The following is a 23808-nucleotide window of genomic DNA, read 5'->3' as shown; positions in this document are numbered from 1 at the left end:
TCAAATTACATTTTTTCATGGAAAGTACGTGAAATAACATCTAATTGTTGTTCTCGTGTTAATTTAATAAAGTTAACGGCATAGCCAGAAACACGAATCGTTAATTGTGGATATGCTTCTGGGTGTTCCATTGCATCTAATAGTGTTTCTCTATTAAATACATTAATGTTTAAGTGATGTCCATGTTGCATAGCATAGCCATCCAACATACTTGTGAGATTTTTACATTGATCATTACTTTCCTTGCCAAGTGATTTTGGAACGATGCTAAATGTGTTAGAAATACCATCTTTACAACAATCATAAGGTATTTTTGCTACAGTACTTAGTGAAGAAAGTGCGCCTTTTTGGTCGCGTCCATGCATAGGATTTGCACCTGGTGCAAATGGTTCTCCAGCTTTACGTCCATCCGGTGTATTTCCAGTCTTCTTACCATATACAACATTTGATGTTATCGTTAATACACTCATTGTATGTTCTGAATTACGATAAGTTTTATGACTACGTAATTTTGTCATAAAGCGTTCTACAAGGTCTATTGCTAAATCATCGACACGTGCATCATTATTGCCATATTTAGGGAAATCACCTTCAATTTCAAAATCTGTAACAATACCATTTTCATCTCGAATAGGTTTTACTTTTGCATATTTGATTGCAGATAATGAATCTGCAGCGACAGAAAGACCAGCTATACCTGTAGCCATTGTTCTAATGATATTTGTATCGTGCAATGCCATTTCTATACGTTCATAACTATATTTATCATGCATATAATGAATAATATTAAGTGAATTAATATATACTCCAGCTAACCAATCCATCATTTTATCAAATTTTTCAAATACTTCATCATAATCTAGGACTTCTGTTTTTATACTTTCATAGGCAGGCCCTACTTGGTGTCCTGATTTTTCATCTACTCCTCCATTAATCGCATATAATAATGTTTTTGCTAAATTAGCACGAGCACCAAAAAATTGCATTTGTTTACCAATTGTCATAGCAGATACACAACATGCAATACCATAATCATCACCATAAGATTCTCTCATTAAGTCATCATTTTCGTATTGAATTGCACTTGTTTTAATACTCATTTTTGCGCAATATGTTTTAAAATTGTCAGGTAGGCGAACTGACCATAATACTGTGAGGTTTGGTTCGGGTGCTGGACCTAAATTATCTAGTGAATGTAAGAATCGGAATGAGTTTTTAGTTACTAATGCACGTCCATCAATACCTACACCACCGATAGATTCTGTTACCCAAGTAGGATCACCAGAGAATAACTCATTATAGTCAGGTGTTCGCGCGAATTTTACGATACGTAATTTCATAATAAAGTGGTCTATGATTTCTTGCACTTCACGTTCTGTAATCAATCCATTGTTTAAATCTCTTTCAGCATAGATATCTAAAAATGTTGAAGTACGACCTAAGCTCATAGCTGCACCGTTTTGTTCTTTAATCGCTGCTAAATATGCTAAGTACAGCCATTGTACTGCTTCTTTAAAGTTAAAAGCAGGGCGACTTAAGTCAAATCCATAAATATTACCTAATGTTTTTAATTCTTTTAATGCTCGGTATTGTTCAGACAATTCTTCGCGTAATCGAATGACATCTTCTGACATTTCTTTAGACATATTGTTGAAATCTTCCATTTTTTTCTGCATTAGGAAGTCTACACCATATAAAGCGACTCTGCGGTAATCTCCAATAATACGTCCACGACCGTACGCATCTGGAAGTCCAGTAATGATCCCAGCCTTTCTGCAATTTAGCATTTCTTTGGAGTATGCATCGAATACTCCTTGGTTATGCGTTTTACGATAGTCAGTAAATATTTTTTCAGTTTCACTATTTAAATCATAACCATACGCTTCACAAGCTGCTTTGGCCATGCGAATACCACCAAAAGGTTGCATTGAACGTTTGAATGGTTTATCGGTTTGGACACCTACTATGCTTTCTAATTCTTTATTTAGATAACCTGCCTCGTGAGAAGTGATGGTAGAAGGGATTTTTGTGTCCATGTCCCACATACCACCGCGTTCACGTTCTTCTTTAGACAATTGCATGACTTGATCCCAAAGCTTAGTTGTTGCTTCTGTAGGACTTTCTAAAAATTGATCATCACCTTCGTATAATGTGTAATTTAGTTGAATAAATTCTCTTACATCTACATGATGTTGCCAGCGACCTTTTTTAAAATCATTCCATGCTGTGGATTGCATATTATTTTCTTTTAACATATCATTACCTCCAAAAGTATGTTATTTTTTTCACAATAATTATATCATTTGTTTTGTTAAAAAAATCACAAAGTTTTTGAATAATTTTAATCTAAAATGTGAAAGCTTTTGGAATCTGTATTAAAAAGTAATACACTTAAGGTGTGTTATAGGTCTGTTATAACACAGTTTTAAAAGTGTATATTTAGTTAAGATGTAATAGAAAAAGCTAAACATAGCAGTTTAGCAAATGTGTTTAATAAAAAGTAAAAATAACTATGGATTCAAGTGAAGTGGTGTTATGGGCGGAAGAATTATAATTACAATACTGCATAAGTTAAATATAAACTGATATACAAGAAATGTTATGAAAAGTACTATATTATGAGTCTTAAAATTGTAAAAAGTAAGTATAATGTTTTAAAATATCGAATCATATGAGATATGTTAATAGTATAATTTAATTATATTTCATTACGTTTCACAACATAAAAAACCTGAGATAGTTCAATTTACGATCTCAGGTTTTTTATGAAGATTAATTAAAAACTATTGTTTTACTATTTGCAGTCACAATCACCTTATGGAGCACATGATATTCTACAGCTTGAGCTAACACACTTGATTCAACATGCCGACCAATTTTACGTAAATCTTGTACATTGTACCGATGATTAATTCGTATAACGTCTTGATCTATAATAGGGCCCTCATCCAAGTCAGAAGTAACATAATGACTTGTTGCCCCAACTAATTTGACACCGCGTTCCCATGCTTGTTTATAAGGATTTGCACCTATAAATGATGGTAGGAATGAGTGATGAATATTGATGATTTGGTTTGGATAGTGACTGACAAAATGATCGGATAGGATTTGCATATATTTTGCTAACACGATGAGTTCAACTTGATGTTCAGAACAAACATCTAGTATTTTTCTTTCCACGATTTCTTTATCTTCGTTGCTCGGTATGTAATAAAAAGGGATATGAAGCGTTTCTGCGAATTGTCTATTGTTTTCATGATTACTAACGATGCACACAATTTCGGCAGGCAATTCATTTCTGTTAACACGTAATAAAATTTCGTTGAAAACATGATCTTCCTTAGAAACAAAAAGTGCTATTTTTGTATGTTGTTGATTGTCAAAGAGTTTAAAATCTATTTGATGTGTTTGCAACGTTGTTTCTAAATCTTCTTTCAATGATGGTACATTTTCAAATTCTAATCTCAAATATAATTGACCAGTAGCATTTGGTGAATGGTCATATTCTGTAAAATGATCTAAATGTAGAATATTAGAATCATATTGAGCAATTTTATTAGTAATTAATGAAGTAATACCGACTTTATCTGTACAAGTTGCAAGTAATATATATTTCTCTGTCATCTTTTACACCTCAATTATTAAAGTAACCCTGATTATAATGAAAATTCTGAAAAAAGTAAATAAATGATCATTTTCAATTATTTAAGGCAAAGTATATGCCAAAAGGGAAAAATTAAGATATAATAATGAATAGTGTTTTTATATCAAAAGAGTAATAAGTGAAAAATATAATCACATTTCACGCTTGTTATGCGCTTACAATAAAAGTGGTATAAGTGTTTAAGTTAATTATAGGATATAAGATTGATTATTTAGATAATTTCGCAAATAATAAAAAACAATGAAAATATCATTTCGCTCTTTTATTTTATCGCAAATTGTATTAAGATGTAATTTGTGTTTCAAGAAACGTGTATTATTGCAATTTCTTGTGTCCGGATAAAATATTCTTTTATGAAAGGTAGATTAAAGTAATGGATAGACAGAGTTTTACAGATTTAATTCAAACAAAATTTAAAATGGTGCGTATTGAGGCGGGGTACACGCAAGATACAATGGCACAAACGATTGGTCTTTCAAAAAAGACACTAGTACAAATTGAAAAAGAGAGAGTATTGCCTAACTGGACAACATGTGTGTCAATTTGTGCATTGTTTAGAGATTCTGATGTTCTAAATAGTACTTTTGGTTGCGATCCATTAGAAATGGTACAAACAATTTCACGTAACCATTGTGCGTATCCAAATCATTCTACAACTAGTGATATATATTGGAACACAGTTGATACTCGTAACGGCTATATTTTACAAAGCAATAAAGTAAGTGATATCTACCGTGTACTAAATCAGGAAACACAACCTATTTTTGGTACTTCTAAATTAAGAGAAGCTGAAACATATTTTGGTAGAGTTTCAAAAGAAGAATTAATGCACGTATAAATAAATGCATTTTGTGATAGAAGAATCATTATTTATAACATTAACTAATGAAGTTATGGCTTATATATTGAATGGTTTAGTCACTATAGTTTAATTGAAATCGGTCATGAACAAATGAATCGAACTTAATAGGTAAGTTGATTCAGTTTTTGACCCATGATAAAAAGAATACATCATTGTAAGAGCGAACACGGGAAATCAAATGTTGATTGATTTCTAAATCGCTCTTTTTTTATTTCTGTATTTTTACTAATTCAAATTGAATGTACTCATAGTGATTGCTGCCAAGCAATTTTGTTTATGAAAAATAATAAATAGTATACACATTTTCTTGATATATGTTATACAATGTAAAAATGACTGATATGATTGTACCTTCAGTTTATAACAAATTTTATTTGAAGGAGAATTAATTATGCACGCTTTTTTAATAATTATAGCGATGATGATTATTGGAGCAATAATAGGTGGCGTCACAAATGTAATTGCTGTAAGAATGTTATTTCATCCGTTTAAAACTTATTATATTTTTAATAAACGAATTCCTTTTACACCTGGATTAATACCAAAAAGAAGAACAGAAATTGCAGATAAAATTGGACAAGTCATTGAAGAACACTTATTGACTGAAACGTTAATTAAGTCAAAATTAAATGCACCTAAATCAAGAGATGCAATTGAATCACTAATCTTAAAACAGATTCAAAAATTAAAAGCAGATCATATGACGATTCGATCGTTAACGAAAAGTTTCGATGTTGATGTTGTACAGGTTACTAATGATAAAATGTATTCAGTGATTAATAATAAATTAGAACAATATTATGCTGAACATAAAGAAACCCCTATAAAACAATTGCTCCCTTCAGATATTGAAGAGAATATTGATGCAAAGGTAGATGGGGTACCAGAATTATTGTTTGAACGTGCACGCGTCTATCTTAAATCAGAAAAAGGCGCTGTTGATATAACATCAATGTTAGATACTTTCTTTAACGAGAAAGGTAAAATCGTAGGTTTGCTACAGATGTTTATGACTAGAGAAAGCATTGCAGATCGAATACAACAGGAATTGATTAGATTAACTAATCATCCTAAAGCTAAAGCAATTGCAAAGCAGATTGTTGAAAATGAATACGCAACATTTAAATCAAAGACGCTAGCAGAAATCATCAATGAAGATCAATTCGACTCACTCAAGGTAACGGTTACTGATTTAGTTATGAACTATGCAAACATAGATAGTATATCGAATCGACCATTGAAAGAAGTAATGCCAGAATTTATAACATTCTTAGAAACAAAAATTTCAAAACAACTCACAGAATTGATTATTGATAAGGGTTCTAAACATATTTCTCCAATTATGAAAAAAATCAACCTAAGACAAATGGTTGAAGAACAAATAAATTCATTTGATTTAGCATATATTGAACGCTTAATCATAGATATCGCAAATAAAGAGTTGAAATTAATTATGCTTTTAGGCTTTTTATTAGGCGGGATCATAGGCTTATTACAAGGTGTGATTGCAATTTTTGTATAACATATTAAATTATGTTATTGTAATATCGATGTGGTTATAACACATATACAAATAAAGGAGTGAAGCACAGTGGCAGTAAATTTATACGATCATGCAAATCAATTAGAACAAGCTTTAAGAGAAAGTGATGAATATCAAGCAATTCAAAAAGCTTATGCTAAAGTAAAAGAAAATGATGAATCAAAAGCACTTTTTGATGAATTCCGTGAAACACAATTAAACTTCCAACAAAAACAAATGCAAGGTGAAGAAATTGGTGAAGAGGAATTACAAAAAGCTCAAGAACAAGCACAAAAAATCGAAAATGATTCTAACATTTCAGAATTAATGGCTGCTGAGCAAAATATGAGCCAAGTATTCCAAGAAATTAATCAAATCATTGTTAAACCTTTAGATGAAATTTACGCTGATTAATTAATCAGAATGTTTAATTTTAAAAGTAATCTAAAGTTTTTATAAAAATTTAAAATATTTAATGTGTTGCTATGTAAAAATTGATTTTCGAAATCAATGCATGGCCACAACCATAATTGAAAGAGATATATGAACTTTTATTCAAGCATAGGTATGATAAACTCAATATATTGAGAAGTGATATACAAAAGAATTGATACCAATAAATGAGTTCTTTAATTGCTGGATAATCGTTCATTTTTTATTCAATGAACTATGGTTAATATTGAATTTAAAGCTGAGACATATATTTATGTTTCAGCTTTTTTGTTTTATCGACTGTATAATAGTCGATGTGGTAAAATAAAGAGATACAAGGTATTAGTATGTACATAGGTATGAGTCGGATTTTTGAATTTCAAATTGAATGCCTAATTTTCATGCTTTTTATAAAAACCTTTAAATAAAGGAGAACTATAAGTATATGGTTAAATTTATTCATTGTGCAGATTTACATTTAGATAGTCCATTTAAGTCTAGAAGCTACTTAAGTCAATCGATATTTGAAGATATGCAAAAAAGCGCATATGAAAGTTTCAAAAAAATTGTGGATTTAGCGTTAAATGAAGAAGTAGATTTTATGATTATAGCAGGTGATTTATTTGATAGTCATAATAGAACACTCCGTGCTGAAGTGTTCTTAAAAGAGCAATTTGAACGACTATCAAAAGAACAAATATTTGTTTATCTTTGTCATGGTAATCATGATCCGCTTTCTTCATCTATAGGTACTGAATGGCCAGAGAACGTTTCTGTTTTTTCTGAAAATGTAGAAACATATCAAACAATTACCAAAAATGGCGAAGAAATATATTTACATGGTTTCAGCTATCAAAATGAAGCGAGTTACGAAAATAAGCTTGATGCTTACCCATCAAGCCAAGGCCAAAAAGGCATCCATATAGGTATATTACATGGTACATATAGCAAAACGAACACAAAAGACCGTTATACAGAATTTAGATTAGAAGATTTAAACAATAAACTTTATCATTATTGGGCACTTGGTCATATACACGAGCGTCAACAACTAAGTGATATGCCTCAAATTCATTATCCTGGTAATATTCAAGGTCGTCATTTCAAAGAAACTGGAGAAAAAGGCTGCCTATTAATAGAGGGAGATGATTTACATCTAAATGCTAAATTTGTGCCAACCCAGTTTATTCGATTTGAGAAAGCTGAAATAGATACAGACATGACTTCAAAACAAGGCTTATTTGACGCAATACAAAGCTTTAAGTCACAAGTTAGAGCTGACGGTAAAGCAATTTATCAATTAGTAGTACATGTCAATTCAGACGAAATTATTTCTGATCAAGATTTAATGCAAGTACATGAAATGATCAGCGAATATGAAGAAAACGAGCATAATTTTGTGTTTATAGAAGATTTAAAAATAAAGAATAAAGATGATGATAAAACGACTCTTGTTAAAGAATTTTCGCCAGATTTGATTGAAGATAATTCAGTTTATGAGCAAGCTATGAATGATTTATATCTTAATCCAAAAGCTTCCAAATACCTAGAAAATTATGATGATTTTGATCGTCGTGAATTAATTAAACGAGCTGAATTATTATTAAAATCAGATATGAGGGGGGAATAAAATGAAGATTAAATCATTAGATATATATGGTTATGGTAGATTTATTCAGAGAACTATTCAATTTGATGAACATTTCACAGAAATATATGGAGAAAATGAGTCAGGAAAGTCTACGATACAGGCATTTATACATTCTATCCTATTCGGTTTTCCAACTAAGAAAGAAAATGAACCACGATTAGAACCACGTTTAGGTAATCAATATGGTGGAAAACTTACATTGATTCAAGATGATGGTTCTTTGATAGAAATTGAGCGTATCAAAGGTGCGGCAACTGGAGACGTTAAAGTTTATCTACCAAATGGCGCCATTAAAGATGAAAGCTGGTTAAAAAAAGAACTTAATTTTATCTCAAAACGTACATACCAAGGTATATTTTCATTTGATGTATTAGGTCTACAAAATATTCATAAAAACATGGATGAAACGCAATTACAAAACTATTTACTTCAAGCTGGTGCATTAGGATCAACAGAATTTACTAGCATGCGTGAAATTTTGAATGATAAAAAAGAAATGTTATATAAGAAAAATGGTAGAAATCCAATGATTAATCAGCAGCTTGAAGAATTGAAGTCATTAGAGCGTCAAATTCGCGAAGAAGAAGAAAAGCTATCCTCTTATAAACGTTTAGTAGATGATAAAGATAAAGCTGATCGACGTTTAGAAAATTTGAAACAAAATTTAAATCAACTGTCTAAAATGCATGGTCGTAAACAAAAAGAATTAGCTTTACATGAACAAACACAAGAATGGAAAACACTAGAAACACAATTAAATATTGAACCTGTCACATTTCCTGAACAAGGTATCGATCGCTATGAATCTGCAAAAATTCAAACGCAAAATTTAAAAAGAGATATTGGTTTAAGAGAAGAGCGTTTAGCACACTTAAAAAGTGAAAACGAAAAAATCAATGTCCCTAAGCAATCTGATATAGATGCTTTTAACCATATACAACAACAAGAAAATGAAATTAAACAAAAAGAATACGAATTAAAATCAGTTGAAAAAGAAATTCAAGATAAAGAACGTGAAAAATCCGGCTTAAAGTCTAATATTGGCTGGCAAGATGTGTACCATGAAGTAGACAGTTCAGAGGCAATGAAAAGTCACGTAAGTAATCAAATTAAAAATAAACAAGAACAGACTGCTTTTATTCAACAATTAGAACGCAATATTGAAGAAAATAAAATTGATAAAGAAACAAATCAAACTGAGATGGATGCATTAGAAAAAGATATTGTGTCTGATGAAAATTATGAAAAGAAAAAGCAATACAACAATCGTGTGTTTGAACTTCAAGAGAAGAATAACTTATATCAAAAAATGAAAGAAGCATTTGATAAAGAACAACAAGAAAATGAACGCAAGCAGAATATCTTCCGATTTGCCTTAATTATATTAGCGGTTGTGGGTATTGGATTAACAATCTTTTCATTTATTTCTGCTAATTTGGTCTTTGGTATTGTATTTGCAATACTATCTCTTATATTTATCGTAGGCATCTTCTTAGTTAAATCGAAAGAGATTGGACATAGTGAAACATTTTCTAATGAAATTGAAGATTTGCAACATCAAATAAATGATTTAGAAGCTAATTATAATTTGGATTTTGATTTAGATGATCAAAATAGGATTCGCGAACAATTTCATAATGCTATTAAAACGAAAGAAGCTTTAGATAAAAAAGCAAATTATTTATCTTCTAATTTAGAAGCGGCTCAGCATCAATATTCAAAATCAGATAATGAGATTAACCAAATTAAAGATGAATTACATTTATCTGATAAAATTTCAGACGAACTCATTATCGATAGTATTGCGACGATGAATAAAATTAAGGATTATGACAATCATATGGTTGAATTGAACGATCAAAAAATTGAGTTACAGCAAGCATTAGATACATTTTATGAACATGCAAAAGCAGTAACTCAAAATCAATTTACGGCTTTTAACACGTTATCTTTATTTCATGATGTAAATCAATGGTTAAAAGAAGAAACAACGAATTTGGATAAATGGAATAGGAATCAAGAACAAATCGCTTTAATAGAAAGTGAATTATCACAGCTTAAACATCGTTTAAATGAGAATAGTAATGTGATTTCACAGTTGTTTAACTTTGTAAATGCAAATGATGAAGAATCATATTATTATCAACATGCACAATACCAAGCTTATCATCAACAATTAAATCGTTTTAATGATTTAACAAAATATCTGGAAAACCAAAATTATAATTACGAAGCTAGTTCTATGTTAAGTCAAAAAACATATGCACAATTATCTGAGGAAGATGAAGTGTTGGAAAGACAAGTAGATAATTATAATGACCAATATTTAGAAATGCAATCAGAAGTCAGTGATTTAAACGCTAAAATCACGGATATGGAAACAGATAAAACACTAGCGGATTTACGTCATAAGTTCCATATTTTAAAAAATAGAGTGAACGATGAAGCGAAAGATTGGGCAAGTCTCAGTTACTTACAATCTTTAGTGGAAGGACATATTAAACAAATTAAAGACAAGCGTTTACCACAAGTGATAAATGAAGCAACAGAAATCTTTGCACATTTGACAAATGGAAATTATGTACAAGTTACTTATGCGAATGAAGATTTAATGGTAAAACAAGTGAATGGTCAAATGTACGAACCAATTGAATTAAGCCAGTCTACTAAAGAAATACTATATATCGCATTGCGTTTAAGTTTAATTAAAACATTAAAACCTTACTATCCATTTCCTGTAATTATTGATGATGCATTTGTACATTTTGATAAACATAGAAAAGAAACGATGATGAATTATCTAAGACAAATGCCTAATGATTATCAAATTTTATACTTTACATGTGTCAAAGATACAAGTGTGCCTTCAAAACAAATTATTACTTTGAATAAACCTGAGGAAGGCGGTAAATAATGAGAAATGTAGAAAAATTAAATCCTGGAGATTCAGTTGATCACTATTTCTTGATTCATAAAGCGACTCAAGGTGTGACTGCTCAAGGGAAAGACTATATGACGATATATCTTCAAGATAAAAGTGGAGACATCGAAGCCAAATTATGGACTGCTACTAAGGAAGATATGCGCGTGCTAGAACCAGAAAAAATTGTACACGTCATTGGTGATGTTATAAATTATCGTGGGCGTAAACAGATGAAAATTAATAAAATTAAGTTGGCTTCAGATGAAGCCGATTTAAGCATACATGATTTCGTAGATGGCGCGCCGCTGACACCAGAAGAAATCAAAGAAGAAGTCTCTCATTATATGTTAGAAATTGAGAATGCCAATTTACAACGTATTACAAGACATTTATTGCGCAAATATCAAACGGAATTCTTTACATTCCCTGCAGCAAGTACACATCATCATAATTTTTCAAGTGGGCTAAGTTATCACGTATTAACTATGTTACGTGTCGCAAAATCTATTTGTGATATATATCCACTGTTAAACCGTAGCTTGTTGTATAGTTCTATCATTTTACATGATCTTGGTAAAGTTAAAGAATTGAGTGGTCCTGTTGCAACAACATATACAGTTGAAGGCAATTTGTTAGGCCACATTTCTATAGCAAGTGATGAAGTAGCAGATGCTGCTCGTGAATTAAAAATAGAAGGTGAAGAGGTATTATTACTACGTCATATGATATTGGCGCATCATGGTAAAATGGAATTTGGCTCTCCAAAATTACCACATATGAAAGAAGCGGAAATTTTATTTTTCATCGACAATATTGATGCGAAAATGAATATGTTTGAAAAAGCATATAAAAAAACACCGAAAGGTCAATTTACTGAACGTATATTTGGACTTGAGGGTAGACAATTTTACAATCCAACTTCATTGGATTAAACAAAAAAATATACGTTTAAAAAATAAATTCTTAAAAAGGACTAATCCAATTTTGCATGGACTAGTCCTTTTTACATGTAAACTCATTCGGTTCTAACCGTGAAAAATTACATGTAATATATTGTAGTAGGGATGCGTCAACAGTTTTTAATTCATGGGATAAATTGACATAGTGTGAGTAGTTTAAACATGTATTTATCATATGTTGTATATAAATACAAAAAAATACTATCGCATTAATCAATTATACGCCTAATAAAAAAATATAAGTTCGTTTCATTGATAAAAAAATAAGGCAAATGCAATTATAGATAGCATTTGCCTTATTTATGTTTTGAGATATGATTTTATTGTCCAGAGGTCATACCAGCTCCACCTTGTTGCATTGCCTGCTGTTGTTGTTGCTGCTGTTGTTGTTGTTTGATTTTATCTGGATCTAGAATGGAATCTTCGATAGCTTTTTTAATATCTCGGTCTTTATAATCTACTTTGTATTCATCTAACAATTCTTTATAAGCGTCTGTTAATAATTTAGGACTTTTTTGTACTTTTTGTTGGATTAATTGTGATTTTAGCTTACCTTTTTCTTTATCAAAGTCATTTTCTTTATCTGCTTTAATAATATGATAACCATAATCCGTTTTAACTACTTTTGAAACGTCGCCTTCTTTAAGTTTGAATAGTGCTTTTTCAAAATCTTTTTCCATTTGCCCTTTGATAACATAGCCTAAGCTACCATCTTTTTTAGCTGAAGATTTATCCATGGATTCTTTTTTGGCAATTTTTCCAAACTTATCTGGATTTTCTGATACTTGTTTTTGGATTTTTTCTGCTTTTGCCTTCGCATCTTTATCTGATAAACCCTTTTTGTCATCTTTATTCTCTTTAACTTTAATTAAGATATGTGAACCTTTTTTCGTAGATTCTTTGATTTCTTTGTCAGAAATATCCACTTTATCATTTAGAAGTGCTTTTTGATAGGATTGTAATTTTTTCTGCTCTTTATAGTCACTGAGTGACATTTTTTGTTGTTTCAACATACTTTCAAATTGATCTTTACCACCATATTGCTTCTGTTCTTTCTCTACTTCTTTATCAATATCTTTAGTATCTATTTTATCTTTATACTTATCCGCTAACAATTTGTTTAATAAAATAGAAAAAGATGTATTTGCAACTTGCTCATCGCCCATTTTATTCATTACATCTTCAACTTTAACATCGCCAGCTTTTGATGAAATGATTGTATCTTCTTTAGAATCTGTAGCACTATTACCACAAGCACCTAATAGTAATGCACTGGCAGTAACAGGAATTATAACTTTTTTAAATGTTTTCATGTTTGGGAACTCCTTTTGTAAGAATAACAACGTAAATATAACATATAAAGTCGTTTTCACCAATTAGAAACCTAATATATACGACTATAGTTGTAAGCATTTTAAGTGGAAAAGAGTGAATTAAATAAAAAAAGCAAACATTGCTGTGGCACTGTTTAATTTTTAAATGTTTTCAGTTTATTATTGGCAGTGATTTATGCTTATTCCTGCGAGGATAGCACTAGACGAAGACTACAGGCTAAGTTCGTGCCCGCGGAAAGCGTGCATAAAAAACTGCCAACAAAGTCAGAGGCTTTGTCGACAGTCAGAAAAGCAAGCATTGCTGTTTGCTTAATCAAGTTCATTATTCAGATGTGGGGGTACTTTATTTAAAATATTAATACCTGTTTGATGTTCTTCAACATATGCCCCTTCATTTGAAAATAATATAATTTTTAAATAAAGAAAATCCATGACCGAATAGCCCAAATTTAAAGCAATTAAAAACATTAAATAATGACCGTATTGCGGAATTAAAGTACTTACATAAGCACAGATAATTGTAATAAATAAAGCAGGCGTGATTAAATCAAAACAAAAGTAATATTTATTAACTGGTGTATTTACATACACATTATAAAATGGTATAGGTTTACGTTTTACTAATTTATATTTTTTAAATGATTTACGATAGGGATAGAAAAATAATAAATGGATTAATTTATGCAATGGGTATAAAAGTACCACTAAAATTAAAAATATCAAAAAGTGATCATCTGTTAACTTGGTATTTGAAAAGAAGTATAATAGTTCGTATGCAATTAAAAATGTAATAATTGTAGTAGCAAAACTAAGGAAAGCAATTCTAGGTATGCCAAAACGAGCGTTAATATCTATTTGACGTGTACATAAATACATTACGCAATCATACTCCTTTTAAAATATATTGAATATACTTTCGTATTATCTAACGTATTACTACAATCGTCAAGTTTAACTTTATAGTAATTTTAGAGTTTGAATGATGATTTAGAAAAACATACTGGTTGAACGTTATCGTTCTTGAGCAAAGAAATTTATAAGACTATAAATTAGTTCTGAATTAGTATTATTTCAAATGCTTAAAAAATCTATTGTAAAAAAATAAAAGAGTTATAACTCTTTTAAAAACTAAGTCATAACTCTTACATATCCAAACTTATTATTTATCTTTTTCAAAGGCTTTTGAAATTTCTTCGCCACGATTTTGTAAATTCTCAATATGCGATTGCAAATTTTCAATATTAGGATCGATATCAGATTTGAAATCGCCAATCATCGTTTTTACTTCGTCGCCGATAGTGCTTCCAATTTCAGTACTTTCGGATTTGATTTGAGCAATGTAATTTACTATATCATTGACGTTTTGTTTTATTGTATTGATTTCTCTATCAAATTCAGATTCAGCACCTGTAGGTTTACGCGCTTCTGTCACGTATTGGCTTGAATTTTTCTTATCACGATTCATTAATGCTACACCAATTCCAGTTGCAACACCAGCACCAAGACCTAGTAATAATTGAGCTGTTTTCATAAAAATTCTCCTCATTTCTAAAATTTCTGAGTCATTAATAATTTTAATATACCCTATATCATATCAGCTATGCATAATTAATTAAATTGAGCTGCAATTTCTTGTGCAATTTTTTTCTTCTGATCATCGCCTATACTTTCTTCATGTGTTTCCCATTTATACCCAAATCCATCTACTTCATTGTCATATCTTGGTAATAAGTGAAAATGTAAATGGAAGACAGATTGATCGGCAAATTCACCATTATTTTGTATAATATTTAGACCATCAGGGTTAAATGCGTCTTTAATTGCGTTTGCTACTTTAGGTAAAGCAACACCTATATGTTTCATTGTTTCACTATCTGTTTCAAAGATATTTGCAGAGATTTTTTTAGGAACTAATAAAGTATGACCTTTAGTCACTTGAGAGATGTCTAAAAATGCATAAACATATTCATCTTCATATACTTTATAACTAGGAATCTCACCATTTATTATTTTACTAAAGATTGTTTCAGCCATAAATCTTCACTCCTTGTCAGATATTTAATAACCATTATAGCATTACTGATTAATTTCCGTCATTTTTTGCAGTAACTTTATGAACAATGTTTGATTTTTGATACAATACTATTTGTGGAGGTGCCTTATGACAGTAAAAGTAGAGCATTTAACAGGTGGATATGGCAAAAGACCTGTGATTAAAGATATAAATTTTGAATTGAGAAAAGGAGAAATTGTTGGCTTGATAGGTTTAAATGGTGCTGGGAAGAGTACTACCATTAAACATATGTTGGGTTTATTAACACCCATGGAAGGGCAATTAACAATTTCAAATATTAATATCAAAAAAGATGTAGAAACTTATAGACGAAAATTATCATATATTCCAGAAGCACCAGTGATATACGATGAATTAACGTTGCAAGAACATATTAACATGACTGCAATGGCGTATAATATTGATAAAGAAGAAGCAATGAAAAGAGCAAATCCATTATTAAAAACATTTAGGTTAGAAGATGAGTTAGATATATTTCCGAGTCATTTTTCTAAAGGTATGAAACAAAAAGTAATGATTATTTGTGCATTTATTGTAGAGCCAGAATTATATATTATTGATGAACCATTTTTAGGTTTAGATCCTTTAGGTATTCAATCTATGCTTGATTTAATGGTTGAAAAAAAAGAAGAAAATAGAACTGTATTGATGAGTACACATATTTTGGCAACTGCTGAAAAATATTGTGACAGATTTTTAATAATGGGCAAAGGTCAAATCGTGGCATTCGGTAATATAGATGAATTAAGGGAACAAACTGGATTAAGTGGTAAAACCTTAGATGAAATATATATACATGTTACTCAAGGTGGCCAGAACTCATGAGACAGGAAGCTAAACAATTATTTGATGTAAGAAAAAAAGAAATCACAAAGGAGAAAAGTTATTATAATAAATTTATATTTAATGGTCATTTTTCTGTATTTCTTGTGATTTTATTAGGTGCATTTATTTTGGGTTATGGAGATTGGTTGAAATCAATACCTAAATATATTAATTATGCCTTAATTGCTAGTATAATCACTGCCATTACTTCTATGTTTCCAATTCGGACTTTATTGAAAGATGCAGATAAATTATTTCTATTGCCATTTGAAAATCATATGTTTGAATATATGAAAAAAAGTTTGATGTATAGTTATATTACTAGATTACCTATACAAATATTATTAATTATTATATTATTTCCATTATTTTATGTGCTTAATAACAAAACATTTGGATTTTATATTATCTTTGCTGGACTAGCAATTATATTCCCACTCTTAGGTTTGTTATTAAAATGGCAGTGGTATAAATATCGACTTGAACGTTGGTCATTATTTAGCATTTTGTTTGTAATATTTACATCTGGTTATTATGTAGCATTAGATCCTAAAAATATCTCAAGTATTTTTTCAGTTATTATACTTGTTGGACTTATTCTGTTGATAAAATATTTAAACAAAGACTATTTGTTCCCTTGGGAGCATATGATAAGTACAGAACAACAACATCATATGAATTATTATAAATTTGTAAATATGTTTACAGATGTGAAACAATTAGAAGAGAAAGCAGTAAGGAGAAGCTATTTAGATCCGTTATTGTGGAAGCCGAAACCAAAAAAATTTAATGACAACTATATGTATCTTTACTTATTTATCAGAAGTTTTGCTAGAGGTAAAGACGCATTTAATATTATATTACGCTTGATTATTATAGCTTTAGTTATGATGGTATGGTTACATCAAGTCATCGTAATTTTATTAATTGGTAGCCTGTTTATGTATATTATTTTGTTACAAATGGCTCAATTTTATACACAACAAGCATATGGTTTATGGCCTCAAGTTTGGCCGGTATCTGATAGTAAAGTGATAAAAGGGTATGAACAATTTTTAAATAGATTAATGTGTTTTATAGGCGTGATATTTATTGTTACTTTTGCTATTATTCTTCCGCAATATAGTTTCTTTGGATTGATATTCTTCCTTGTAGGATGGTTGACGATTAGAAATATAACTAAAAAACTAAAATATCAAGAAAGTTTGCTAACAGATTAAAAAACCGCTACTCAAGTTTTAGCCTAGTGCTAATTTTGAGTAGCGATTTTTATTTAATAATCATCAATTGGGAATAAATATCTTTCAAAGTAACTAGAATGTTGACCACTAGAACCAAAGAATTGACTTAGTGCTAGTTTATCAAAGTTATCTTGGAAAACAGCAGAGGCTTTGAAATCCTCATAGTCTGTACGACTATTAAAACCAAAATAAATTTTGTATGTTAAACCTTGATTTGGTTTTAAAAAACGATAACTTCTGTAACCTGCAAATTGTTTATAATCAGTTGTTACATTTTCTAATTTCTTTTCTAATTGATAAGCATGGTCTTCTGATGTTGGTATGAAAATAACAGAATAGAAGTAATTTTCATCTAAATTCCCTTCAGATTTAATGATGTCATAAGCTAACGGATGTTTTAAAACAGTTTCACCTTCTGTTTCTTCTATAATGACTGAAGAGTCAGAAGCTGAAAATTGTAATAGATTATGTGTCGGATTATTCAGTTTAATTTGATTCAAATAACCAAATGTACCGTAAGATGCGTATATTTTCATAAATTTTCCCCCTTGAATTGTTTAAGAAACATTGGATAACTATTATAATTTACTATATATACTTCTAATATTTCAAATAAATGTAAAATAGACTTTAACAGTATTATAATTGATTTCTGTTAGAAAACAATAGTCAAATAATTAAGTTGATAAAGTGACACACTTTGTCATTTTTATGACATTTCTATACATTGAATACGGTAAATTAATGGATGTGGTAATATTAATAAGAATGATTATAATGTAGGAGGATTACAAGGTGCATAATAAAAATAATACAATCCTAGATATGATTAAGGGCAAAGAAGTTAAACACACACCTGTGTGGTTTATGCGTCAAGCTGGTAGATCACAGCCTGAATATAGAAAATTGAAAGAGCAATACTCTTTATTTGAAATTACACATCAACCAGAATTATGTGCATATGTGACACATTTACCAGTAGATAACTATAATACGGACGCCGCGGTTTTATACAAAGACATCATGACACCATTGCAACCAATAGGTGTCGACGTAGAAATTAAATCTGGGATAGGTCCAGTAATTCATAATCCGATTAAAACTATTCAAGATGTTGAAAAATTAGGAGAAATTAATCCGAAACGAGACGTACCATATGTATTAGATACAATAAAGTTATTAACAGAAGAAAAATTAAACGTGCCATTGATAGGTTTTACAGGTGCTCCATTTACATTAGCAAGCTATATGATTGAAGGTGGTCCTTCTAAGAATTATAATTTTACAAAGGCGATGATGTATAGAGACGAAGCAACGTGGTTTGCACTTATGGATCATTTAGTTGATATGTCTATCACGTATACGACTGCCCAAATAGAAGCTGGTGCAGAAATCATCCAAGTATTTGATTCTTGGGTTGGTGCATTAAACGTTCATGATTATAAATATTATATAAAACCAGCAATGAAAAAATTGATTAATGGAATTAAAGCAAAACATGATGTGCCAGTTATTTTATTTGGTGTTGGTGCAAGTCATTTAGTACATGAATGGAATGATTTACCAATAGATGTATTAGGTTTAGATTGGAGACTATCTATTAAGGAAGCTAATGAATTAAATATTGCTAAAACTTTACAAGGAAATTTAGATCCTTCTTTACTGTTAGCCCCTTGGGAAGTTATAGAAGCAAGATTAAAACCTATTTTAGATCAAGGATTAGCCCATGGTAAACATATATTCAACTTAGGTCATGGTGTTTTTCCACAAGTTAAACCTGAAACTTTAAAAAGAATTACTACATTTGTTCACGAATATACGCAAAGATAGTTAGACATAAACATAGTGAGCAAGATTTACAATTAATTATGTCATCTACATCTAAAAAATTTAAATAAAAGGATGATTTTAAAATGGCAAAAACAGTAGGCTTATTAGTAATGGCTTATGGTACACCTTATAAAGAAAGTGATATAGAAGCTTATTACACAGATATTAGACATGGAAAAAAACCTACAGAAGCAGAATTGCAAGATTTAAAAGATAGATATAAATTTATTGGTGGTTTATCACCACTCGCAGGTACTACGAATCGACAAGCTGAAGCTTTATGTTCAGAGCTGAATAACCAGTATACAGATGTTAATTTCAAGTTATATATTGGGTTGAAACACATACATCCATTTATCGAAGATGCTGTAAAAGCTATGAGCAAAGAAGGCATAGAAGAAGCGGTTACTGTAGTCCTTGCACCACATTATTCTAGTTTTTCAGTGGGGTCTTATAATAAACGTGCACAAGCAGAAGCAGATAAATATGGTATTACTTTAAAACATGTTGAACATTATTACCAACAACCTAAATTTATCCAATATTGGACTGAAAAGGTAAATGAAACTTTAGAGCAAATACCAAAAGAAGAATATGATGAAACAGTTTTAGTTGTATCAGCACATAGTTTACCCAAAGGTCTTATAGAAAAAAATAACGACCCATATCCAAACGAATTGCATGATACTGCTGAATTATTAAAAGCTAAATCAAACATCACTCATGTAGCTGAAGGATGGCAATCGGAAGGTAATACAGGTACACCTTGGCTAGGACCTGATGTTCAAGATTTAACAAGAAATTTATACGAAAAATATAATTATAAAAACTTTATTTATACACCAGTAGGTTTTGTATGTGAACATTTGGAAGTACTATATGATAATGATTATGAATGTAAAATAATTTGTGATGAATTAGGAGTCAATTACTTCCGTCCAGCAATGCCTAATACAGATCCACTATTTATTGGTGCAATCGTTGATGAAATAAAAAATGTTTATTAAAGGAAGCGTGAATTACATTGACTAAGCGTATCGCAATTATTGGGGCAGGCATCACTGGTTTATCTAGTGCTTATTTTATAAAATCTAAACGACCTGATATCGATGTCACAATTTATGAATCTTCTAATAGAGTAGGCGGGAAAATTCAAACATACCGAAATGAAGGTTATACCATTGAATTAGGTCCAGAATCCTATTTAGGGCGCAAACAAATTATGACAGATATAGCCAAAGACATAGGGCTTGAAGATCAACTCATTACTAATAAAACTGGGCAATCGTATATATATGCTAAAAACAAGCTCTATCCGATTCCTGGGGGGTCCATATTAGGAATACCGACAGACATCAAACCATTTCTAAAAACCAAATTAATTTCTCCGTTGGGGAAATTAAGAGCTGGAATGGATTTGTTTAAAAAAACAGTAGACATGAATAGCGATATGTCGGTAGGTGAATTTTTTAGAACACGATTAGGTGACGAAGTGTTAGAAAATCTAATAGAACCATTAATGGGTGGTATTTATGGTACAAATATCGATGAGCTTAGTTTAATGAGTACTTTTCCTGAATTTAAAGAGAGAGAAGAACAATTTGGAAGCCTTATTAAAGGAATGCGATATGAGAAAGCCCAAAGAATCAAACAACGTGAACTTTATCCTGGTGCACCTAAGGGACAATTTAAACAGTTTAGACATGGATTGAGTTCATTTATAGAACATTTAAAAGATGATTTGGTAGCAAAAGGTGTTAATATTAAGTATCAAACTGCAGTTCGCGATATTACTGCTTCACAGAAAAAATATGTAATAAAAACAGATAATGAAAAGCATATTTATGACAGTGTTCTAGTTACAACGCCACATCAAAAATTCTTACAATGGTTTGGTAATGATCCTGCTTTCGATTATTTTAAAAACATGGATTCTACTACAGTAGCAACAGTTGTACTTGCATTTGACGAAGCAAATATCATCAATAACTATGATGGCACAGGATTCGTTATTGCTCGTACAAGTGATACCAATATTACAGCTTGTACATGGACAAGTAAGAAATGGCCATTTACAACACCTGAAGGTAAAGCGTTAATTAGAGCTTATGTTGGTAAACCAGGTGACACTGTAGTTGACGATCACACAGACGAAGAAATCGTGAAAATTGTGAAAAAAGATTTAAGTAAAATGATGACCTTTAAAGGCGCACCTGATTTTAGTATTGTAAATCGATTACCAAAAAGTATGCCGCAATATCAAGTAGGCCATATTGAACAAATTAAAACGATACAATCACATATTAGAAATAATTATCCTAAATTACGTATTACAGGTGCATCATTTGAAGCTGTAGGGTTACCTGATTGTATAAAACAAGGTAAAGATGCAGTGGAAGAGATTTTAAATGAAATTTAAATAAATAATAAAAAGTCATTTTCTACTTGATAGTTTTTAATTATTGTAGAATTGACTTTTTTTATTAAGATGAGAATTACAATACATGTGAAATTTATGAGATACTTAATAGTAATATTTGTAAAGTGGGGGATTGATTTATGACAGATATAGTAATAGTGCATTCGAAGTTAGGTGATTCAACGAATCACTGGTATGAATGGTTAGCAAATAATCTTACCTTGGAAGGTTATGTAGTTACACTTTTTAATATTCCGGAAGAACAAAATAGTGATATACGTAAATGGATCAATGTTATGAATGAACAAATTCATATCCGTAAACAAGATACTTATTTTGTAACTCATGGTTTTGGTACAATTGCATCACTTGAATTTATTCAAAGTAAAGACTTAAGCAATATTGAAGGCTTATTTAGTATTTCAGGATTTAAAGAGGATGCACAAGAGATTGATGAGTCGTTAAAATTAGATGATAAAATCATCGACTATGATAAAGTTAAAGAAAAAGTGAATGAATTTTATGGTTTATGCGCAAAGGATGATAAACATGTTTCTTACAAAGAAACAAAGCGTTTAATGGACGCGTTAGATGGTAAGTGTAAAGTCACTGATTTTGGTGGACACTTCATGGAAGATGATGGTTTCACAACATTTACAAACTTGCAAAGTAAAATGATGGGTATTATGAGTAAGTAGATTGGTTATTTATAAACATCGCGCATAAAGTAAGACAATAATTTCTATAATTTTAATTATAAAGTGAATAGTTTTTTATAGCTTGCCAACATTTTAAGTGAATAAACTTCGGCAAGCTATAAAAACAAATAAATTTGTGTCATTTATCAACTAAAATTATAATATTATAGTTATATTCCTTTTTTACACAAAATACTTTAATGAAAGCATTGACGAAAGTAATAAAAGTTTATATACTAAATAAGTATTCAGAAATGAGATGGGCTTAACCACTCATTATGACATTTAATTTTTAATTATAAATTAATTATTTGTAAATTAATTTTAAAATAATGTTGATTTTGTAATGACATTATGGTATATTTAATAGGTAGGCGTCATTAATAATATTAACGCGGGATGGAGCAGTTCGGTAGCTCGTCGGGCTCATAACCCGAAGGTCGGTGGTTCGAATCCGCCTCCCGCAATTACATAATTTGGTCTCGTAGTGTAGCGGTTAACACGCCTGCCTGTCACGCAGGAGATCGCGGGTTCGATTCCCGTCGAGACCGCCATTATTGATTTACCATTAAGGTTCAGTAGCTCAGTTGGTAGAGCAATGGATTGAAGCTCCATGTGTCGGCAGTTCGACTCTGTCCTGAACCATTTTATTTTTGGCGGTTGTGGCGAAGTGGTTAACGCATCGGATTGTGGTTCCGACATTCGTGGGTTCGATTCCCATCAACCGCCCCATAATCGTTATCAAGCGGGTGTAGTTTAATGGCAAAACCTCAGCCTTCCAAGCTGATGTTGTGGGTTCGATTCCCATCACCCGCTCCATTCAAATTAATCCACAGTAGCTCAGTGGTAGAGCTATCGGCTGTTAACCGATCGGTCGTAGGTTCGAGTCCTACCTGTGGAGCCATGGCCCCGTGGTCAAGCGGTTAAGACACCGCCCTTTCACGGCGGTAACACGGGTTCGAGTCCCGTCGGGGTCATACAAACAGAAGTGAAATATCGCTTCTGTTTTTTTAATTCTATATTGGAGAGTTGTCCGAGTTGGCCGAAGGAGCACGCCTGGAAAGTGTGTAGGCGCCACAAGCGTCTCGAGGGTTCGAATCCCTCACTCTCCGTTAATTACATAATTTGAGTTTTTCTGAAACACCGTAACCTTTGATATATTTGGGTTTCGGTGTTTTTATTTTGCATAGGCTTTTAATATTTTGTCATTTCATGGTCAAAATGGCCAAAAAATATAATCCTACACCATTGACCAAAGCGTTGACCAATTAACTCAGTATTATCTGTGGCGCAAGGCTTTCTTGTATTATTATTTTGTTATTGATAGTTTAAGAATCATCATATAACCATCTTTTTAAATAATATGGGATGCCG

General features: G+C 30.8%; 19 protein-coding genes and 8 tRNA genes. 20 read left to right on the top strand and 7 right to left on the bottom strand.

All coding sequences use genetic code 11. The features are described from left to right. Positions 1–5: 5 nt before the first annotated feature. On the bottom strand, positions 6–2255 hold the full coding sequence (gene pflB, locus KA867_RS09380; RefSeq protein WP_210137829.1) for a formate C-acetyltransferase: 2250 nt from the start codon (positions 2253–2255) through the stop codon (positions 6–8). Between the two features lie 517 nt (positions 2256–2772). Next, positions 2773–3624 (bottom strand): formyltetrahydrofolate deformylase, encoded by an 852-nt coding sequence (purU, locus tag KA867_RS09375; protein ID WP_210137828.1) that lies wholly within the window; start codon positions 3622–3624, stop codon positions 2773–2775. Between the two features lie 413 nt (positions 3625–4037). Here purU and xdrA point away from each other — a divergent pair, with 413 nt between their 5' ends. The 6 genes from xdrA (at position 4038) to yhaM (ending at position 11986) form a co-directional block, all read left to right on the top strand. After that, on the top strand, positions 4038–4502 hold the full coding sequence (xdrA, locus tag KA867_RS09370; RefSeq protein WP_019468125.1) for an XRE family transcriptional regulator XdrA: 465 nt from the start codon (positions 4038–4040) through the stop codon (positions 4500–4502). Between the two features lie 415 nt (positions 4503–4917). After that, positions 4918–6048, top strand: coding sequence for a DUF445 domain-containing protein (locus KA867_RS09365; protein WP_210137827.1), 1131 nt, complete (start codon positions 4918–4920; stop codon positions 6046–6048). 69 nt (positions 6049–6117) lie between these two features. Further along, positions 6118–6462 (top strand): YlbF/YmcA family competence regulator, encoded by a 345-nt coding sequence (locus tag KA867_RS09360; protein ID WP_019468127.1) that lies wholly within the window; start codon positions 6118–6120, stop codon positions 6460–6462. A gap of 463 nt (positions 6463–6925) precedes the next feature. Beyond that, entirely contained in the window at positions 6926–8110 is a 1185-nt protein-coding gene (locus tag KA867_RS09355) for a metallophosphoesterase family protein (protein WP_210137826.1), read from the top strand. Position 8111: 1 nt separating this feature from the next. Further along, on the top strand, positions 8112–11045 hold the full coding sequence (locus tag KA867_RS09350; protein WP_210137825.1) for an ATP-binding protein: 2934 nt from the start codon (positions 8112–8114) through the stop codon (positions 11043–11045). Further along, entirely contained in the window at positions 11045–11986 is a 942-nt protein-coding gene (gene yhaM / locus KA867_RS09345; protein ID WP_210137824.1) for a 3'-5' exoribonuclease YhaM, read from the top strand. Before KA867_RS09350 ends, yhaM begins: the two co-directional genes overlap by 1 nt. Before the next feature lie 347 nt (positions 11987–12333). Here the strand turns inward: yhaM and prsA are convergent, their stop codons facing one another. From prsA to KA867_RS09325, 4 genes are all read right to left on the bottom strand, one after another. Continuing rightward, on the bottom strand, positions 12334–13326 hold the full coding sequence (prsA, locus tag KA867_RS09340) for a peptidylprolyl isomerase PrsA (protein WP_210137823.1): 993 nt from the start codon (positions 13324–13326) through the stop codon (positions 12334–12336). Positions 13327–13656: 330 nt separating this feature from the next. Continuing rightward, complete coding sequence (locus KA867_RS09335; RefSeq protein ID WP_210137822.1) at positions 13657–14223, bottom strand: DUF3267 domain-containing protein; 567 nt, start codon at positions 14221–14223, stop codon at positions 13657–13659. A 283-nt stretch (positions 14224–14506) separates the two neighbouring features. Further along, a complete protein-coding gene (locus KA867_RS09330) occupies positions 14507–14878 on the bottom strand; it encodes a YtxH domain-containing protein (RefSeq protein ID WP_019468048.1) in 372 nt (123 codons plus the stop codon). A gap of 77 nt (positions 14879–14955) precedes the next feature. Next, on the bottom strand, positions 14956–15381 hold the full coding sequence (locus KA867_RS09325; RefSeq protein WP_210137821.1) for an HIT family protein: 426 nt from the start codon (positions 15379–15381) through the stop codon (positions 14956–14958). Between the two features lie 127 nt (positions 15382–15508). Here KA867_RS09325 and ecsA point away from each other — a divergent pair, with 127 nt between their 5' ends. Both ecsA and ecsB read left to right on the top strand, forming a co-directional pair. Continuing rightward, positions 15509–16246 carry an ABC transporter ATP-binding protein EcsA gene (ecsA, locus tag KA867_RS09320; protein WP_210137820.1) on the top strand — a complete coding sequence of 246 codons (738 nt, stop codon included), beginning with the start codon at positions 15509–15511 and terminating at the stop codon, positions 16244–16246. After that, entirely contained in the window at positions 16243–17466 is a 1224-nt protein-coding gene (gene ecsB, locus KA867_RS09315) for an ABC transporter permease EcsB (protein WP_210137819.1), read from the top strand. Before ecsA ends, ecsB begins: the two co-directional genes overlap by 4 nt. Positions 17467–17519: 53 nt before the next feature. Here ecsB and KA867_RS09310 read toward each other — a convergent pair whose 3' ends face one another. Beyond that, positions 17520–18023 (bottom strand): signal transduction protein TRAP, encoded by a 504-nt coding sequence (locus tag KA867_RS09310; protein WP_210137818.1) that lies wholly within the window; start codon positions 18021–18023, stop codon positions 17520–17522. A gap of 259 nt (positions 18024–18282) precedes the next feature. On the opposite strand from KA867_RS09310, the gene hemE reads away from it, so the two are divergent. The 12 genes from hemE to KA867_RS09250 all read left to right on the top strand — a co-directional run bounded on the left by hemE (position 18283) and on the right by KA867_RS09250 (position 23546). Next, on the top strand, positions 18283–19317 hold the full coding sequence (gene hemE, locus KA867_RS09305; RefSeq protein WP_210137817.1) for a uroporphyrinogen decarboxylase: 1035 nt from the start codon (positions 18283–18285) through the stop codon (positions 19315–19317). An 83-nt stretch (positions 19318–19400) separates the two neighbouring features. Beyond that, a complete protein-coding gene (hemH, locus tag KA867_RS09300) occupies positions 19401–20324 on the top strand; it encodes a ferrochelatase (protein WP_210137816.1) in 924 nt (307 codons plus the stop codon). Positions 20325–20341: 17 nt separating this feature from the next. Then, positions 20342–21736, top strand: a complete 1395-nt coding sequence (gene hemY / locus KA867_RS09295; protein ID WP_210137815.1) for a protoporphyrinogen oxidase — start codon at positions 20342–20344, stop codon at positions 21734–21736. A 140-nt stretch (positions 21737–21876) separates the two neighbouring features. After that, positions 21877–22434 carry an alpha/beta hydrolase gene (locus tag KA867_RS09290; protein WP_210137814.1) on the top strand — a complete coding sequence of 186 codons (558 nt, stop codon included), beginning with the start codon at positions 21877–21879 and terminating at the stop codon, positions 22432–22434. A gap of 393 nt (positions 22435–22827) precedes the next feature. Then, positions 22828–22901 (top strand) — tRNA-Met (locus KA867_RS09285). Positions 22902–22912: 11 nt separating this feature from the next. Next, a tRNA-Asp gene (locus KA867_RS09280) sits at positions 22913–22988 on the top strand. Between the two features lie 18 nt (positions 22989–23006). Continuing rightward, positions 23007–23079 (top strand) — tRNA-Phe (locus KA867_RS09275). Between the two features lie 11 nt (positions 23080–23090). After that, positions 23091–23166 (top strand) — tRNA-His (locus KA867_RS09270). Between the two features lie 13 nt (positions 23167–23179). Next, positions 23180–23253 (top strand) — tRNA-Gly (locus KA867_RS09265). Positions 23254–23263: 10 nt separating this feature from the next. Beyond that, positions 23264–23338, top strand: a tRNA-Asn gene (locus KA867_RS09260). A gap of 1 nt (position 23339) precedes the next feature. Continuing rightward, positions 23340–23411: transfer RNA gene (locus KA867_RS09255), tRNA-Glu, on the top strand. A gap of 46 nt (positions 23412–23457) precedes the next feature. After that, positions 23458–23546: transfer RNA gene (locus KA867_RS09250), tRNA-Ser, on the top strand. Positions 23547–23808: the final 262 nt, after the last annotated feature.

The sequence above is a fragment of the Staphylococcus sp. GDH8C109P genome (genome assembly GCF_017893405.1).
In the GTDB taxonomy this organism is placed as follows: Bacteria; Bacillota; Bacilli; order Staphylococcales; family Staphylococcaceae; genus Staphylococcus; species Staphylococcus cohnii.
Note: the sequence above shows the minus strand (reverse complement) of the source record. Positions and strands in the feature narration are given on the sequence as shown.

Coding starts and splice junctions, on each gene's coding strand:
- pflB (WP_210137829.1), bottom strand. CDS start 2,255: ATGTTAAAAGAAAATAATATGCAATCCACAGCATGGAATGATTTTAAA.
- purU (WP_210137828.1), bottom strand. CDS start 3,624: ATGACAGAGAAATATATATTACTTGCAACTTGTACAGATAAAGTCGGT.
- xdrA (WP_019468125.1), top strand. CDS start 4,038: ATGGATAGACAGAGTTTTACAGATTTAATTCAAACAAAATTTAAAATG.
- KA867_RS09365 (WP_210137827.1), top strand. CDS start 4,918: ATGCACGCTTTTTTAATAATTATAGCGATGATGATTATTGGAGCAATA.
- KA867_RS09355 (WP_210137826.1), top strand. CDS start 6,926: ATGGTTAAATTTATTCATTGTGCAGATTTACATTTAGATAGTCCATTT.
- KA867_RS09350 (WP_210137825.1), top strand. CDS start 8,112: ATGAAGATTAAATCATTAGATATATATGGTTATGGTAGATTTATTCAG.
- yhaM (WP_210137824.1), top strand. CDS start 11,045: ATGAGAAATGTAGAAAAATTAAATCCTGGAGATTCAGTTGATCACTAT.
- prsA (WP_210137823.1), bottom strand. CDS start 13,326: ATGAAAACATTTAAAAAAGTTATAATTCCTGTTACTGCCAGTGCATTA.
- KA867_RS09335 (WP_210137822.1), bottom strand. CDS start 14,223: ATGTATTTATGTACACGTCAAATAGATATTAACGCTCGTTTTGGCATA.
- KA867_RS09330 (WP_019468048.1), bottom strand. CDS start 14,878: ATGAAAACAGCTCAATTATTACTAGGTCTTGGTGCTGGTGTTGCAACT.
- KA867_RS09325 (WP_210137821.1), bottom strand. CDS start 15,381: ATGGCTGAAACAATCTTTAGTAAAATAATAAATGGTGAGATTCCTAGT.
- ecsA (WP_210137820.1), top strand. CDS start 15,509: ATGACAGTAAAAGTAGAGCATTTAACAGGTGGATATGGCAAAAGACCT.
- ecsB (WP_210137819.1), top strand. CDS start 16,243: ATGAGACAGGAAGCTAAACAATTATTTGATGTAAGAAAAAAAGAAATC.
- KA867_RS09310 (WP_210137818.1), bottom strand. CDS start 18,023: ATGAAAATATACGCATCTTACGGTACATTTGGTTATTTGAATCAAATT.
- hemH (WP_210137816.1), top strand. CDS start 19,401: ATGGCAAAAACAGTAGGCTTATTAGTAATGGCTTATGGTACACCTTAT.
- KA867_RS09290 (WP_210137814.1), top strand. CDS start 21,877: ATGACAGATATAGTAATAGTGCATTCGAAGTTAGGTGATTCAACGAAT.